We start from the raw sequence: 14,484 nt of genomic DNA, 5'->3' as shown, positions 1-14,484 counted from the left end.
GCGGCCATGACGGCCATACCGCCAGCCTGCTGGCGGCCGCGCGCGAGCTCAAGGACACCGACTTCGATGGCACCCTGCACCTGATCTTCCAGCCCGCCGAAGAAGGCCTGGGCGGTGCGCGCAAGATGGTCGAAGATGGCCTGTTCGAGCGATTTCCCTGCGATGGTGTGTTCGCCTTTCACAACATGCCCGGTTATCCGGTGGGCAAGTTCGGTACCCTGCCGGGGGCCTTCATGGCTTCGTCCGATACTGTCATCATCAAGATCATCGGCAATGGGGGGCATGGCTCCATGCCGCACATCACGGTCGATGCAATTCTGGTGGCCTCCTATCTGGTAGTGGCGTTGCAGAGCGTGGTCGCGCGCAATGTCGATCCGCGCCAGATGGCGGTGGTGACAGTCGGTGCGCTGCATGCGGGCAATGCCCCCAACGTGATCGCCGAGACCGCCGAGCTGCGCCTGTCGGTGCGCGCCTACTCGCCCGAGGTGCGGGCGCTGCTGCGCCAGCGCATCACCGAGCTGGCCCAGACCCAGGCGCAGGCCATGGGCGCGCGGGCGGAGGTCGATTACCACTGGCGTTATCCGGCGCTGCAGAACGATGCGGGCATGACCGCCTTTGCCGAAGGCGTGGTGCGTGATTGGCTGGGACAGGACGCCTTCATCGAGAACGTCCAGCAACTGACGGGCAGCGAGGATTTCTCCTTCATGCTGGAGCAATGCCCGGGCTGCTACGTCATCATCGGCAATGGGGAAGGAGAGCAGGGCGGCTGCATGGTGCACAACCCGCGCTATGACTTCAATGACGGCATCCTGCCGATCGCGGCCAGCTACTGGGTCAAGCTGACCCAGCGCTTCCTGTCGGACGCGCCGCTGGTGGCCTGATCCGTCACAGGGGAGAACGGCACCCGGCGGCGCAATCTCGCCGGGCGCTGCCAACGCACAACAGACATGACAGAAGGGCCACCCACACCATGAACAGCAACAGCCACTCAGCCGCCGTCAGCCCCGCTGCTGCCGTACCCGCTCCGGTTTCCAAGGCCAAGAAGATCGCCGCCATCACCATCGGCAATGGCCTGGAGTTTTTCGATTTTTCCATCTACACCTACTTTGCGGCCATCATCGGTCGCCAGTTCTTTCCCAGTACCTCGGAATGGGCTTCGCTGATGATGTCGCTGGCCACCTTCGGGGTGGGTTTCCTGATGCGCCCGCTGGGCGGCATCATCATGGGGCAGTTCGCCGACCGGCGCGGACGCAAGCCGGCCATGACCTTGAGCTTGTGGCTCATGGCGGTGGGCTCGGCCATCTTCATCGTGGCCCCGACCTATGCCCAGATCGGATTGGCCGCGCCGCTGCTGATGATCGCCGGCCGCATGATCCAGGGCTTTGCGGTGGGCGGCGAAGTGGGCGCGTCGACCTCCATGCTGCTGGAATACGCGGACGACAGGACGCGTGGTTTCTACAGCAGCTGGCAACTGTTCAGCCAGGCGCTCAGCACGCTGGTCGGCTCCGGCGTGGGACTGTTGCTGACCTATGCGCTGACTGCTGAGCAGCTGGAAAGCTGGGGCTGGCGTCTGCCATTCGTCGTCGGCCTGCTGCTGGTGCCGATCGGCAATTACATCCGCCGTTTCCTCGATGAGACCGCCGAGGTGGAACATGCGCCCGCGTCAGGCCAGCCGGGCAAGCGGGCACCGGGTGCCCTGAGCGAGATCCTGCAGGCGCATCGCAAACCATTGCTGCTGGGCACGGCCATCGTCATCGGCGGGACCTCGGCCAACTACATCGTGATGCACTACATCACCACCTATGCCAAGGCCATCCTGCACATGCCGTTCTCGCTGGCGCTGTGGGCCTCCTGGCTGGCCGGCCTGCTACAGTTGCTGCTGTGTGCGCCGGCCGGCATCCTGACTGATCGCCTCGGCCGCAAGCCGGTGGCCACCTGGTCGCGCCTGGCGCTGATCGTCCTGGTGTTCCCGGCCTTCATGCTGATGAACCATCTGCGCAGCGGCATGGGCCTGCTGACGGCGGTGACGGTGATGGTCATTCCCATGGTCTTCACTTCGGTCTCCAGCGTGGTCATGATGACCGAACTGTTCCCGCGCCGCGTGCGGGCGACCGGGCTGGCCCTGTGCTATGGACTGGGCGTATCGATCTTTGGCGGCTTCTCGCAGTTCATCGCCACCTGGCTGGTCAAGGTCACCGGTTCCAACCTGGGTCCGGCCTGGTATGTGATCGGCACCGGCCTCATCTCACTGGTGGCCATTGCCATGGTGCGGGAGACGGCGGGGCAGAAGCTGGATTGATGCTGCACTATGGTACGATGGCGAACTATACGCGAGATGCGTATGGTTCGCGGATGGAAGCGATCTTCAAAGAAACGCGAATGTTTGCAGCAGTCCGGGAGAACTACCTCTCGGACGATGACTTTGCAACGCTTCAGCAGATGCTGATGCGGCAGCCGCAAGCGGGAAGCCTCATCAAGGATGCGGGGGGACTTCGAAAGATTCGTTTTCCTGATGCGCGTCGTTGCAAGGGAAAACGTGGTGGCCTGAGAGTGATCTACTATTTTTGGGACGAACAATGCCACTTCTGGCTTTGCTCTATCTACGACAAAGATGAGATGAACGACCTCACTGCTCATCAGAGAAAACTGCTCAGGCGTGCGCTGGAAGATGAACTGTCCTCAAGGAAGACATCATGAAAAAAAGAAATTTATTCGAAGAGTTGATGGCGGGCGTGCAAGACATGGCCAATGAGCGAGAGGGCAAGCTGACCTTGCGCACAAGCAAAGTCAAGCTATCGCCGGAGCCGGTCACGATCACAGCCGAGGAGATTCAACGGGTACGGGGCAAGGCTTGGGTGTCTCAGGCGATCATGGCCCGCAGCCTGCGTGTCAATCCGCGGACGTATCAAAACTGGGAGCAGGGCGTATCACGGCCCAACGCGCAGGCAGCCGTGTTGCTCAAGTTGGTGGACCAAGACCCCACGCTCTTCGCACGGATCAGCGCATTGGTGTGACGGCACCTGATGGGCGGTGCGATATCGCCTCATTTCTTGCGCACCGCACCAATTTTCCCGCCGCTTGACACATTCCCTCCCCATACCTATCCTCACCCCCGATTGGTCATACCTTTTGTCGCCCGCACACGCCGGGCTGGCGGGCCAGGCCGACACTGCCGCGACGGCAGCGATTCACCCTACAGGCAGATACCCAGAGAGCATGTCCTTCGACCCCATCGTCCAGAAATCCATTTCCGAGCAGGTAGCCCAGCGGCTGCTGACCATGATCCGCAGCGGCTTGCTGAAACCCGACCAGCAGCTGCCGCCCGAGCGCGAACTGGCAGCCATGCTGGGCGTGGGCCGTCCTGCCGTGCGGGAAGCCATTCGCGGGCTGGCCCTGCTGGGCCTGCTGCGCATCCGCCAGGGCGAAGGCACCTTCGTCAGTTCGCTGGAAACGCGCGAGCTGCTGGAGCCGCTGGAGATGATCATCGATCTCAACCCCGGCACGCTGGAAGCGCTGTTCGACGCCCGTCTCATCATCGAGACCGGCGTGGCCGCGCTGGCCGCGACCCATATCGACGACGCCGAACTGGCGCGCCTGGCGCGCAACGTCGAGGATGAGGCGCGGTTGCTGTCGGACCCGGCGGCCTTCTCCGCAGCGGATGTGGAATTCCACGAGGCCATCATCGAGGCCTGCAACAACCCCTTCCTGCAAAGCGTCGCCGGCAGTCTCTACATGCTGGGCAAGAAGAGCCGCTCCATCACCTCGCGCATCCCCTCCACGCTGGAACGCAGCCTGCAGGACCACCGCGACATCCTCGATGCGCTGAAGGCGCGCGATCCGCACCAGGCCTCCGAAGCCATGCGCAACCACCTGCTGCGGGTGCGCGATGCCTATCGCAGTGCCGGACGCAGCCAGAACGAATCGGTCCACGACTGAGACAACAGGCACGATCCAACGCAAGAAGCGTCGCCGTTGCTGCCGGGCTGGTCCCGCAGCATTCCACAACGGCGGCGTGGCAGCACAGCCGCAGCATGGCCGCGGTGCCCCTCACAAGAAGCGATACCGGCAAGGCGCGCAGGGCCGCCTGTTGATGCGGCACTTCTACAAGCCGGACAGGCAGGATCTTTCCTTATCAATCGATTGCAGGAGAACAGCATGCTGGATCTGGCAGGTAAAGTCGTCTTCATCAGCGGTGCAAGCACCGGTATCGGCGCCGCCGCCGCGCGCGCCTTCGCGGCACGTGGCGCGCACGTGGTGGTTCACTACAACAGCTCGAAGGAAGAGGCGGAGGCCGTGGCCGCAGAAGTGCGCGCCGCCGGCAGCAAGGCCGTCACCATCGGCGCGGATGTGCGCGATACGGCGGCCATCAACGCCGCCGTCACCAAGGCCGTGGAGCAGATGGGCCGCATCGACGTGCTCATCAACAACGCCGGCGCACTGGTCAAGCGGGCCCCGCTGGAAACGGTCACCGATGAACTCTTCGACGAGATCATCAACATCAACGCCCGCTCGGTGGTGGCCTTCACGCGTGCGGTCATTCCCGTCATGCGCGGCCAGGGCGGCGGCAACATCATCAACGTCACCTCGGTGGCGGCACGCCATGGCGGCGGCCCCGGTGCGCTGATCTATGCGGCTTCCAAAGGATTCGTCAGCACCATCACGCGCGGCATGGCCAAGGAATTGCTGGCCGACAAGATCCGCGTCAATGCGGTGGCGCCGGGCGTGATCATGACGCCATTCCAGGAACGCTTCACCACCCCGGAACAACTGGAAGGTTTCCGCAAGACCATTCCCATGGGGCGCATCGGCGAGCCCGACGAATGCAGCGGCGCCTTCCTCTACCTGGCCTCGGACCAGATGTCGGGCTACGTCACCGGCCAGATCATCGACGTCAACGGCGGCCAGTACATGCCGTAAGGTCCGGCGCCGCGCCGCGCCGCGCCGGGCCGGTTCTGGCATGGCTCTTGCGGCAGGGAGGATCATGCGCCACGATCCTTTCCTGCCCGTTTCCACTGCTGCCGCCCTGGCCCCGCCAGGCGGCCTGCTGCGCGACAAGCTGGCCCTGCTGCTGGACTCCACCGGCGAGGGCATCTACGGTATCGACCTGGAGGGGCGCTGCACCTTCATCAACCGCGCCGGTGCGGCGATGCTGGGCTACGCGCCGGCAGACGTGCTGGGCCACAACATGCACGAACTGGTGCATCACAGCCATGAACACGGCGGCCATTACCCCGAGGCCGAATGCCCGATCCTGAAGGCCTTCCGCAAGGGCGAGTCCTGCCGGGTCGACCAGGAAGTGTTCTGGCGCGCCGATGGCAGCTGCTTCGCGACCGAATATTCTTCCTACCAGATCATCGATGCCGGCCAGGTGCGCGGGGCGGTGATCGCCTTCAGCGATATCTCCAAACGGCGCCAGGCCGAGGAACAGTTGCAGCGGGCCAAGGCCGAACTGGAAGTGCGCGTGGCCGAGCGCACCCGCGAGCTGTCAGCCGCGCTGCGCCAGGTGCGGCAGTTGTCGGCGCATGCGCATTCGGTGCGCGAGGACGAACGCACCCGCATCGCCCGCGAAATCCATGACGAACTGGGCAGCCTGCTGGTGGCACTCAAACTGGATGTGAACTGGATGGCCAAGCGCGTCACCCACCTCGATCCGGTGGCGCGCAAGTGCGAGGCCATGAGCCGCCTGATCGAAACCGCAGTGGACAATGTGGGACGCATCATCACCGACCTGCGCCCCAGCATCCTCGATCACCAGGGCCTGATTGCCGCCCTGGAATGGCAGGTGCAGGAATTCTCGGAAGCCACCGAATTGCCCTGCGAGGTCGAGTTCGATATCGCGCCGGAAGCCTTCGTCCCGGATGGGGCCAAGGCCACGGCGGCGTTTCGCATCTTCCAGGAAATGCTCTCCAATGTGGCGCGCCACGCGCAGGCCACGCAGGTGCGCATCGCGGTTCACCTCACCCCGGCAGAACTGCGCATGGAAGTGGAAGACGATGGCGTGGGCACGCCCCGCGCCGCGCAGGAAGCGGCCACGTCCTATGGCGTGATGGGCATGCGCGAGCGCGCCTTGCACTTCGGTGGCGCATTGAGCATTGCTGGTGCGCGGTATGCACCAGAGTACGGCAGGCCGGGCACGCTGGTCTGCCTGCGCCTGCCCCATCACGCCCGCCGGGAGCTGCCATGAGCCGTCCCGGCGACAACATCCGCATCCTGCTCTGCGACGACCATCGCATCGTGCGCGAGGGCTTGAAGCAGATCCTGGCCGACACGCCCGACATCGAAGTGGCCGCCGAATGCGCCAGCGGGCCGGAGGTGCTGCACAGTGCGCGGGTGGAGGCGATCGACCTGGTGCTGCTGGACATCGCCATCCCCCAGCAGGACGGGCTGGACGTGCTGCGCCAGATCAAGCAGGAGATGCCGCGCCTGCCGGTGCTGATGCTATCCACCTATCCCGAGAAACAATACGCGGCCCGCTGCTACAAGCTGGGCGCAGCGGGTTATCTCAACAAGAGCACCGATCCCGAACAACTGGTGGAAGCCATTCGCAAGGCCGCTGGCGGCGGCCTCTACGTGAGCGCACAGATGGCCGAGACGCTGGCCTCCGGCCTGGCCCAGCGCGCCACGGCCCCGCAGCGCGCCGCGCATGAGAGCCTGTCGCACCGCGAATACCAGGTCTTCCAGTTGATCGCCGCCGGGCGCAGCGTCAAGGAAATTGCCGACCAGCTGGAGCTGAGCCCCAATACGGTGAGCACCTATCGCAGCCGCATCCTGGAGAAGACCGGGGCTTCCAATGATGTGGGCATCGCCATGTATGCCGTGCGGCACCAGTTGCTGCCGGTGTGAGCATTTCTCACCGTGTGTCGTCATTTTGCAGCGCGTTTTCGTCATTCTGACGATGCGATCGACGCTGCTTGTAGTGGCAGCACTACAAGATGTCGTGAGCCCATGACGTAATGCAGCGCGCTGGCAAATCCCTTGCAGGTAGTGCAGGTGAAAGCAGCAACTCACCTCACATTCACCAAACGGGGGAATCATGCCGGACGCACCAGAGACCAATCTGTTCCACACCTATGAAGCCGAACGCGCCGGGCAGGGCTGTTCCTGCGGCCGCCACGGCAGCCAGCAGCAGCACGAGGCCGATGTGCTGGCCGAGCAGCTGCGCCTGCAGCGTGGCCGCAATGTCGAAACCCTGACCAATGACGTGGTGGAAGAAGCTCTGATGCGTTCGCTCTTCCCGCGCGTGGCCGAACGCCGTGATTTCCTGCGCGCAGTGGGCAAGAATGCGGCGCGCGCGGCCATTGCCAGCGTGCTGCCGCTGGGCTCGCTGCAGGCCATGGCGCAGGAAAAGAATGGCGCGCTGGAAAAGAAGGACCTCAAGATCGGCTTCATCGCCATCACCTGTGCCGCACCGCTCATCATGGCCGATCCGCTGGGCTTCTATCGCAAGCAGGGCCTGAACGTGTCGCTCAACAAGACGGCCGGCTGGGCGCTGATCCGCGACAAGATGATCAACAAGGAACACGACGCCTCGCACTTCCTCTCGCCCATGCCCATCGCCATGTCCATGGGCGTGGGCAGCAATGCCACGCAGATGCGCGTGGCCACCATCCAGAACATCAACGGCCAGGCCATCACGCTGCATACCAAGCACAAGGACAAGCGCGATCCCAAACAATGGAAGGGCTTCAAGTTCGCCGTCCCCTTCGAATATTCGATGCACAATTTCCTGCTGCGCTACTACCTGGCCGAGCACGGCCTGGACCCGGACCGCGACGTGCAGATCCGCGTGACGCCCCCGCCGGAAATGGTGGCCAACCTGCGCGCAGGCAACATCGACGGTTTCCTCGGGCCGGACCCGTTCAACCAGCGCGCGGTCTATGACGAGGTCGGTTTCATTCATATCCTCTCCAAGGATATCTGGGACGGGCACCCCTGCTGCGCCTTCGGCACCTCCGAAGAGTTCATCAAGCAGAATCCCAACACCTTCGCGGCACTGTTCCGCGCCGTGCTGACTGCTGCGGCCATGGCCCGCGATCCGGCCAACCGCTCGCTGGTGGCCAAGGTGATCTCGCCGCCGGCCTACCTGAACCAGCCGGAGACGGTGGTGGAGCAGGTGCTCACCGGCCGCTTCGCCGATGGCCTGGGCAACGTCAAGAACGTGCCTGGCCGCGCCGACTTCGATCCGGTGCCCTGGGATTCGATGGGGGTGTGGATCCTCACGCAGATGAAGCGCTGGGGCTACATCAAGGGCGACGTCGACTACAAGGCCATCGCCGAAAAGGTACTGCTGCTGACCGAGGCCAAGAAGCACATGAAGGAGCTGGGCCAGCCGGTGCCGGACGGGGCCTACCGCAAGTATTCCATCATGGGCAAGGAGTTCGATGCCAACAAGGCCGACGCCTACGTGAACAGCTTCGCCATCAAGAGGAGCGCGTGATGCAGGGCCGGCATTTAGGCTGGCGCGCTGCGCTCATTTCCCTGCTGCTGCTGGCCGCACTGCTGATGGTGTGGCACCTGGCCACGCTGCCCAAGGAGAGCGCCGCCAGTGCCGCCCAGGATGAGTACGCCAGGCTGATGGGCAAGAGCAGCGGCGCGGCCAAGCGTGATGGCTTCCCCGGACTGGCGCAGATGGGCGAGACCATCCGCAAGGAACTGAGCAATCCTTTCTACGACAACGGTCCCAATGACAAGGGCATCGGCATCCAGCTGGCCTATTCGCTGGGCCGGGTCGGGCTGGGGTTTGCGATTGCGGCGGTGGTGGCGGTGCCGCTGGGGTTCCTGCTGGGGATGTCGCCGCTGATGCAGCGTGCGCTCAATCCCTTCATCCAGATCTTGAAGCCTATTTCCCCGCTGGCCTGGATGCCGCTGGCGCTCTACACCATCAAGGATTCCTCGGTGTCGGGGGTGTTCGTGATCTTCATCTGCTCGGTCTGGCCGATGCTGATGAACACCGCCTTCGGGGTGGCCTCGGTGAGGCGCGACTGGTTGAACGTGGCCAAGACGCTGGAGGTGGCACCGCTGCGGCGCGCCTTCCTGGTGATCCTGCCGGCGGCAGCGCCCACCATCCTGACCGGCATGCGCATCTCCATGGGCATCGCCTGGCTGGTGATCGTGGCCGCCGAGATGCTGGTGGGCGGAACCGGCATCGGCTACTTCGTCTGGAATGAATGGAACAACCTGTCGCTGACCAGCGTGATCTTCGCTATCCTGGTCATCGGCGTGACCGGCATGGTGCTGGACCTGATCTTTGCGCGGCTGCAGAAGTGGGTCACCTATGTCGAATGAAGGGAGCAGCAGCATGGATCACAATTTCCTGAGCGTGCAGGGCTTGGCCAAGCGTTATGCAGCGGGTGCGACGCCGGTGTTCGAGCAGGTGTCCTTCGGTATCGATCGCGGTGAATTCGTCTGCGTGATCGGGCACTCGGGCTGCGGCAAGACCACCATCCTCAACGTGCTGGCCGGGCTGGACGCGGCCAGCGAGGGTGTCGTCATCATGGACCAGCGCGAAGTCAAGGGACCGAGCCTGGATCGTGGTGTGGTGTTCCAGAGCCACGCCCTCATGCCCTGGTTCAGCGTGCTGGGCAATGTGGTGTTCGCGGTGCGTTCGCGCTGGCCGGACTGGCCGCGTGTCAAGGCCGAGGAGCATGCACGGCGGTTCATTGAGATGGTGGGACTGAAGGGCGCTGAACACAAGAAGCCCTCCGAACTCTCGGGCGGCATGAAGCAGCGCGTGGGCATTGCACGCGCCTTTTCCATCGAGCCCAAGATGCTGTTGATGGACGAGCCCTTCGGTGCGCTCGATGCCTTGACCCGTGGCGTGGTGCAGGACGAGTTGCTGAAGATCTGCGCGGCCACGCACCAGACCGTGTTCATGATTACCCACGACGTCGATGAAGCGATCCTGCTGGCGGACAAGATCTTCCTCATGTCCAACGGCCCGCAGGCCTGCATCGCCGAGGTGGTCATCAACACGCTGCCCAAGAACCGCACGCGCGAAGGCATGCACCACGATCCGCAGTTCTATCGCATCCGCAATCACCTGGTCGATTTCCTGGTGCATCGTTCGCGCCAGATCCAGGCAGCGCAGGCCAGCGGCGCAGCGCGCCTGCCGACCCGCATCGTCATGCCGGGGCTGGAGCAGGTTGCGGCATGAAGGCAGGGGCAGGGTGACCTGCCATTTCGTCAGTTTATATCGTCGTTTTGCAGCATCGTTTCGTCAGGATCGATGACGCGCACTACAAAGTGTCGTCGGTTTTCATTTTTCGTCCACCACAAGGAGAGAGCGCATGGACCGCAATCAAGTCACCCAGAAGATCGTCACCGCCAAGGTCAGCAAGAAGATGACCTGGGCCCAGATCGCCGAGCGTATCGGCCAGAGCAAGGAGTGGACTACCGCCGCCATGCTGGGCCAGATGACCCTGACGGCCAAGCAGGCCGCCGCGGCGCAGGAACTGTTCGAACTCACCGACGAAGAAACGCTGTGGCTGCAGATCGTGCCTTACAAGGGATCGCTGCCGACCCCGGTGCCGACCGATCCGCTGATCTATCGCTGGTACGAGATCGTCAGTGTCTATGGCAGCACCATCAAGGAACTGATCCACGAAGAGTTCGGCGACGGCATCATGAGTGCCATCGATTTCAAGATGGATATCCAGCGCCAGGCCGACCCCAATGGCGATCGCGTCAATGTGATGCTGTCGGGCAAGTTCCTGCCTTATAAAACCTATTGAGTCACATCGGGTTACAAGCGCGGCGATGCAAAGGCGGAATGCGCGGCTAGAATAGCGCGCATGCTCAAAGACAAGAAACTCTCCGCCTACGCGCCCTCGGCCACCCGCATCCGGGCGCGCTTCGTGGCCATCTCGTGGCGCGATCTCGCCGTCAGCTTCGGTCCCATCATCCTGCTGATCCTGATCGGCGCATGGCTGGTGATCTGGCTGATCCGGCCGGCGCCGCCGTCGTCCATCACCATTGCTGCCGGTCCCAAGGACAGCAATTTCTGGCGCGTGGCCGAACGCTACAAGGCGCTGCTGGCGCGCGACGGCATCCGGCTGGACATCGTCGAGACCGGCGGCTCGCTGGACAACCTCAAGCGCCTGGCCGACCCCGACCAGAATGTGGAAGTCGGTTTCGTGCAGGGTGGCTTGGCCGGCGCAGTACCGGCCGAATCCTTGAGCCCGCTGGTATCGCTGGGCAGTATTTCCTATGTCCCGGTGTCGGTGTATTACCGCGCGCCGCCGCCGCGTGAGGATGGCCGGCCGGTGCCGCCATTGCGGCAGCTGTCGGAGCTGGCGGGCAAGCGGATTGCCATCGGTGGGGAGGGCAGTGGTTCCAGCGTGCTGGCGGCCACGCTGCTCAAGGCCAATGGCGTCGAGTCGGGCGGCAGCACCCAGCTGTTGAACATCGGCGGCGACGAGGCCGCGCAGGCGCTGACCAGCGGCAAGATCGATGCGGCCTTCCTGATGGGTGATTCGGTCTCGGTGGCCACCATGGGCAAGCTCTTGCGCGCGCCCGGCATCCGGCTGCTGGATTTCTCGCAGGCCGATGCCTACGTGCGGCGCTTCCGCTATCTCAATACCCTCAAAATGCCCATGGGCGTGTTCGACCTGGCGCACAACCTGCCGGCGCGGGATACCCAACTGATTGCGCCCACGGCTGAGCTGGTGGCGCGCGAGGACCTGCATCCGGCGCTCTCGGACCTCCTCATCGCCGCCGCCCGCGAGGTGCATGGCAAAGCCAACGTGATGCAGAAGGCCGGGGAATTCCCGGCCCCGCTGGAGCATGAGTATCCGATCAGCGACGATGCGGCGCGCTACTACAAGTCCGGCAAGACTTTCTTCTATCGCACTTTGCCCTTCTGGATGGGCAGCCTGGTGGACCGTGCGGTGGTGATCGTGCTGCCGGTGATCCTGTTGTTGATTCCGGGCATTCGCCTGGTGCCGATGCTGTATGGCTGGCGCGTGCGTTCGCGCATCTATCGCTGGTATGGCGAGCTGATCGCGCTGGAACGCGGGCTCTCGCGCGAGTCGCCGGAGGAGCAGGCCGAGATGCTCAAACGCCTGGACGAGATCGAGATTGCGGTCAATCGCATGAAGATGCCGCTGGCCTTTGCCGACCAGTTCTACGTGCTGCGGGAGCATATCGGCTTCGTCCGGGCCCGGCTGGCGGCCGGTGTGGCCTGAGCGCCACGCCGTGACGGGCTCGGAAGGGCAGGGTGGCGGCGGCTGTTGTATGCTCGCCATGGTGTGTACAGTACTGTATAAAAAGTACTGTGTATTCATACAGTATTATGCTAAAGTGAAGCCTCCTATCGACAAGAAGAGGAATCGCTGCCATGACCCACTTTGATCTTGCTTCCGACGCTCGCTTCGCTGTTGCATCGTCCACCCCGTCTTCGCTGGCCATCCGCCTGGGTCGCCGCGAAATCTTCATCTGCCGTGATACCTACGTGCGCCGTTACCGGGTCAATCCGGTGATTGAATGCAGCGCGGGCATCGAGCCCGGCCATGTGGAAATCCTGCTGTTCCGCCGCTGGCTGGTGGTGCTGTCGAAGGCGCGCGGCTGATGCGGCGTGCGCTTGACTGGCTGGTGGTGGATGCCTGCGGCCGGGTGGCCGGGGTGGATCAAGCCTGGCTGCCGCTGAGCCCGCAGGCGGGGATGGTGGCCGAGAAACCGGAGGCGGCCAATGATGCGTCCGTGCTGGATTGTTCCCGGACAGCTGTGTCGGATTACGCGTCGTGATTCGTTTCAATCCGAGTAAAGTCCCTCTGGAATGAAGTCACGAGAGACCCACTCCCAACAGACGTTACGGCCCTGATGGGGCGGCATCGACTGGCCTCGTTGCAGCTCCATCTGCTTGTCCATCGTATCGGCGATTAGCCAGTAGCCATCGCGGGGACAGGGTTCGCCGGTGATGGCGCGAATTCTCGTGACGAGAGCGAGATCCTCGGGTTTGCTTGAGCACTTGGCACCGATTTTCTCGCAGGCGTCCTTCAGTGCAACAAAGAAGTCCCATGTGCCAAGATCTCTGTCCGTAAAGGGCGTGATGTCCATCATGTAGAGCTGGAGATACCGGTGAGAAAAATAAGAAACCTGGTGCAATAAGGCGCCGTTTTTGTCGTGTAACCGGACAGTTGAATATCCTGGGATGGCCGTGCCATCGCAAGAGGTTGCAGGCCCGATCTCAATACGTTTTTCCTCTCGCAAATCTGCAAAGTGTGCGCCATCAAGGTGGCGGAACAAGGCGTACTCCGTGCACTCCGGAAGCCTGAAAATCAAGGTGCGATCTGCTGTCCAGTAGAGGTAATAGCGATGCCCGTCCACTTCCGTGAAGCTTCCGCGTACCGGGAGCGCGAACCTTGCGATGATGTCCAGCTCCGGTGTGTGGGGCTCTGTTTCCGGATAACGCCAGAGCCCTGTCGCTGGATCGAAATCGATGTAGTCAGCGCCGGTCACATGATTGAAAATCAGCATTGTGTTTTCCTTTTGGGGGACTGCGCATGACTTGCGCGGACCATGGATTCCCTTGCGATTATTCACCGATCTGATGTCGTCGTGTTGTCTTGGGCAACGCATCGATTTCAGGGCGATTGAAGTGATCGGCTTTCTGCATCGATCCCGATAGGCCATTGTGGTTCGGGCGCGCAGGAGATAGCGAAGTGATGGCAGATGCCCAGTGGGAACCAGAGCCAGAAGAACCAGATCGTGATGCAGGCCAGCCCCCAGTCATGCCAGCGCATGCTGTTGCGAAACCGGATACCTGCTTCGCTCGGTGAGAGATAAGGCATGTACGCAAACAGGCTGTACAAGAAACCAATTTCACGGACTTTGGTTTCGATGCCGGGTACGGCGTCTGGGCCGCCCTCCATGAAGCGGCGCATGCCAGCCCACATCTCAGCCAGGATTGCGTCGAGAGGCTCCAGGCCTTTGAGGGAGATTCTGTCCACTACCTCATTGGTTCCCGGGCGACAGACGACGAGGAGTAGTTCGTGTCTGACCACATAAGCCTTTCCTGTATAGCCCGCTATCTTGATGAGTTCCGCCTCGATGCAATTCCAGTCATGGACCTTGATTTCCGTGCGCCATAATTGGAACCAGTATTTCGGTTTCACAAATTCGTAGACATAGATTTTTTGAGTCTTGCGGTTGAAGCGAATCGGGGTGTCGCGCGGGAGGCGTAGGTCGAGATAGAGAAGTTTTAAAGTGAGGATTATGCTGGCCGTTGCCACACATAAAGAGAGTATTCCGATAAGGAGACTAGGTTGAAACCACGAAAATCCTGATCTGAAAATATCGGGGACCAGATTCCATCCGTAAACGGAAAAAAGCATAATCGCGAAGAGAATTCCGCCGCCTCTCATGAACGAGGACTCGCGGGATATCTCCAGATAGTTTTCATCAACGGCAGTGACGTCCTCGTTGAAGCACATACCATCGAAGTCCTGATCTTCATCGATAGGAGACGAGCGGGGTGCCAGGTCTTCG

Annotated in this window: 17 protein-coding genes; 15 read left to right on the top strand and 2 right to left on the bottom strand. The window is 62.5% G+C overall.

From position 1 onward, the window contains the following. The 15 genes from B3873_RS01475 to B3873_RS01405 all read left to right on the top strand — a co-directional run. A partial coding sequence (locus tag B3873_RS01475; RefSeq protein WP_286863679.1) for an amidohydrolase occupies positions 1-881 on the top strand: 881 nt, incomplete at its 5' end. An 89-nt stretch (positions 882-970) separates the two neighbouring features. Further along, positions 971-2,299 (top strand): MFS transporter, encoded by a 1,329-nt coding sequence (locus tag B3873_RS01470; RefSeq protein WP_209534464.1) that lies wholly within the window; start codon positions 971-973, stop codon positions 2,297-2,299. Next, entirely contained in the window at positions 2,299-2,697 is a 399-nt protein-coding gene (locus B3873_RS01465; protein ID WP_243442889.1) for a toxin, read from the top strand. The genes B3873_RS01470 and B3873_RS01465 overlap by 1 nt, the downstream gene beginning before the upstream one ends. Then, a complete protein-coding gene (locus B3873_RS01460; RefSeq protein WP_286863678.1) occupies positions 2,694-3,014 on the top strand; it encodes a helix-turn-helix domain-containing protein in 321 nt (106 codons plus the stop codon). Before B3873_RS01465 ends, B3873_RS01460 begins: the two co-directional genes overlap by 4 nt. A 202-nt stretch (positions 3,015-3,216) precedes the next feature. Then, positions 3,217-3,936, top strand: a complete 720-nt coding sequence (locus B3873_RS01455) for a FadR/GntR family transcriptional regulator (RefSeq protein WP_209534463.1) — start codon at positions 3,217-3,219, stop codon at positions 3,934-3,936. 219 nt (positions 3,937-4,155) lie between these two features. Continuing rightward, complete coding sequence (locus B3873_RS01450; protein ID WP_209534462.1) at positions 4,156-4,917, top strand: SDR family NAD(P)-dependent oxidoreductase; 762 nt, start codon at positions 4,156-4,158, stop codon at positions 4,915-4,917. Between the two features lie 64 nt (positions 4,918-4,981). Next, on the top strand, positions 4,982-6,184 hold the full coding sequence (locus B3873_RS01445) for a sensor histidine kinase (protein WP_286863677.1): 1,203 nt from the start codon (positions 4,982-4,984) through the stop codon (positions 6,182-6,184). After that, complete coding sequence (locus B3873_RS01440; RefSeq protein ID WP_121045044.1) at positions 6,181-6,843, top strand: response regulator; 663 nt, start codon at positions 6,181-6,183, stop codon at positions 6,841-6,843. The genes B3873_RS01445 and B3873_RS01440 overlap by 4 nt, the downstream gene beginning before the upstream one ends. A gap of 190 nt (positions 6,844-7,033) precedes the next feature. Further along, a complete protein-coding gene (locus tag B3873_RS01435) occupies positions 7,034-8,437 on the top strand; it encodes a CmpA/NrtA family ABC transporter substrate-binding protein (protein WP_286863676.1) in 1,404 nt (467 codons plus the stop codon). Beyond that, positions 8,437-9,285, top strand: a complete 849-nt coding sequence (ntrB, locus tag B3873_RS01430; protein WP_034329817.1) for a nitrate ABC transporter permease — start codon at positions 8,437-8,439, stop codon at positions 9,283-9,285. The genes B3873_RS01435 and ntrB overlap by 1 nt, the downstream gene beginning before the upstream one ends. A 13-nt stretch (positions 9,286-9,298) precedes the next feature. Further along, entirely contained in the window at positions 9,299-10,153 is an 855-nt protein-coding gene (locus B3873_RS01425) for an ABC transporter ATP-binding protein (RefSeq protein ID WP_286863675.1), read from the top strand. A 133-nt stretch (positions 10,154-10,286) separates the two neighbouring features. Continuing rightward, entirely contained in the window at positions 10,287-10,730 is a 444-nt protein-coding gene (gene cynS / locus B3873_RS01420; protein WP_039784640.1) for a cyanase, read from the top strand. Between the two features lie 60 nt (positions 10,731-10,790). Continuing rightward, positions 10,791-12,182: a TAXI family TRAP transporter solute-binding subunit gene (locus tag B3873_RS01415; protein WP_286863673.1), complete on the top strand. Its 1,392-nt coding sequence runs from the start codon at positions 10,791-10,793 to the stop codon at positions 12,180-12,182. Positions 12,183-12,334: 152 nt separating this feature from the next. Beyond that, complete coding sequence (locus tag B3873_RS01410; RefSeq protein WP_034329828.1) at positions 12,335-12,565, top strand: hypothetical protein; 231 nt, start codon at positions 12,335-12,337, stop codon at positions 12,563-12,565. Further along, positions 12,565-12,741 (top strand): hypothetical protein, encoded by a 177-nt coding sequence (locus tag B3873_RS01405; RefSeq protein WP_166675077.1) that lies wholly within the window; start codon positions 12,565-12,567, stop codon positions 12,739-12,741. The genes B3873_RS01410 and B3873_RS01405 overlap by 1 nt, the downstream gene beginning before the upstream one ends. A gap of 6 nt (positions 12,742-12,747) precedes the next feature. Here the strand turns inward: B3873_RS01405 and B3873_RS01400 are convergent, their stop codons facing one another. Next, the gene (locus tag B3873_RS01400) at positions 12,748-13,473 is read right to left on the bottom strand and encodes a hypothetical protein (RefSeq protein ID WP_286863672.1); all 726 of its coding nucleotides are present in this window, start codon (positions 13,471-13,473) and stop codon (positions 12,748-12,750) included. A gap of 107 nt (positions 13,474-13,580) precedes the next feature. After that, the coding region (locus tag B3873_RS01395) for a DUF6708 domain-containing protein (RefSeq protein ID WP_286863671.1) at positions 13,581-14,484 on the bottom strand (904 nt) is incomplete at its 5' end.

This window comes from Herbaspirillum sp. UBA812 (genome assembly GCF_002296545.1).
Taxonomy (GTDB): Bacteria; Pseudomonadota; Gammaproteobacteria; order Burkholderiales; family Burkholderiaceae_D; genus Herbaspirillum; species Herbaspirillum huttiense.
This window is presented reverse-complemented; position numbering and strand designations above follow the sequence as displayed.

What these genes read in the sequence shown, in the direction of transcription:
- B3873_RS01415 (WP_286863673.1), top strand. Translation starts at nt 10,791, where the DNA reads ATGCTCAAAGACAAGAAACTCTCCGCCTACGCGCCCTCGGCCACCCGC.
- B3873_RS01465 (WP_243442889.1), top strand. Translation starts at nt 2,299, where the DNA reads ATGCTGCACTATGGTACGATGGCGAACTATACGCGAGATGCGTATGGT.
- B3873_RS01410 (WP_034329828.1), top strand. Translation starts at nt 12,335, where the DNA reads ATGACCCACTTTGATCTTGCTTCCGACGCTCGCTTCGCTGTTGCATCG.
- B3873_RS01405 (WP_166675077.1), top strand. Translation starts at nt 12,565, where the DNA reads ATGCGGCGTGCGCTTGACTGGCTGGTGGTGGATGCCTGCGGCCGGGTG.
- cynS (WP_039784640.1), top strand. Translation starts at nt 10,287, where the DNA reads ATGGACCGCAATCAAGTCACCCAGAAGATCGTCACCGCCAAGGTCAGC.
- ntrB (WP_034329817.1), top strand. Translation starts at nt 8,437, where the DNA reads ATGCAGGGCCGGCATTTAGGCTGGCGCGCTGCGCTCATTTCCCTGCTG.
- B3873_RS01445 (WP_286863677.1), top strand. Translation starts at nt 4,982, where the DNA reads ATGCGCCACGATCCTTTCCTGCCCGTTTCCACTGCTGCCGCCCTGGCC.
- B3873_RS01455 (WP_209534463.1), top strand. Translation starts at nt 3,217, where the DNA reads ATGTCCTTCGACCCCATCGTCCAGAAATCCATTTCCGAGCAGGTAGCC.
- B3873_RS01450 (WP_209534462.1), top strand. Translation starts at nt 4,156, where the DNA reads ATGCTGGATCTGGCAGGTAAAGTCGTCTTCATCAGCGGTGCAAGCACC.
- B3873_RS01440 (WP_121045044.1), top strand. Translation starts at nt 6,181, where the DNA reads ATGAGCCGTCCCGGCGACAACATCCGCATCCTGCTCTGCGACGACCAT.
- B3873_RS01460 (WP_286863678.1), top strand. Translation starts at nt 2,694, where the DNA reads ATGAAAAAAAGAAATTTATTCGAAGAGTTGATGGCGGGCGTGCAAGAC.
- B3873_RS01435 (WP_286863676.1), top strand. Translation starts at nt 7,034, where the DNA reads ATGCCGGACGCACCAGAGACCAATCTGTTCCACACCTATGAAGCCGAA.
- B3873_RS01470 (WP_209534464.1), top strand. Translation starts at nt 971, where the DNA reads ATGAACAGCAACAGCCACTCAGCCGCCGTCAGCCCCGCTGCTGCCGTA.
- B3873_RS01425 (WP_286863675.1), top strand. Translation starts at nt 9,299, where the DNA reads ATGGATCACAATTTCCTGAGCGTGCAGGGCTTGGCCAAGCGTTATGCA.
- B3873_RS01400 (WP_286863672.1), bottom strand. Translation starts at nt 13,473, where the DNA reads ATGCTGATTTTCAATCATGTGACCGGCGCTGACTACATCGATTTCGAT.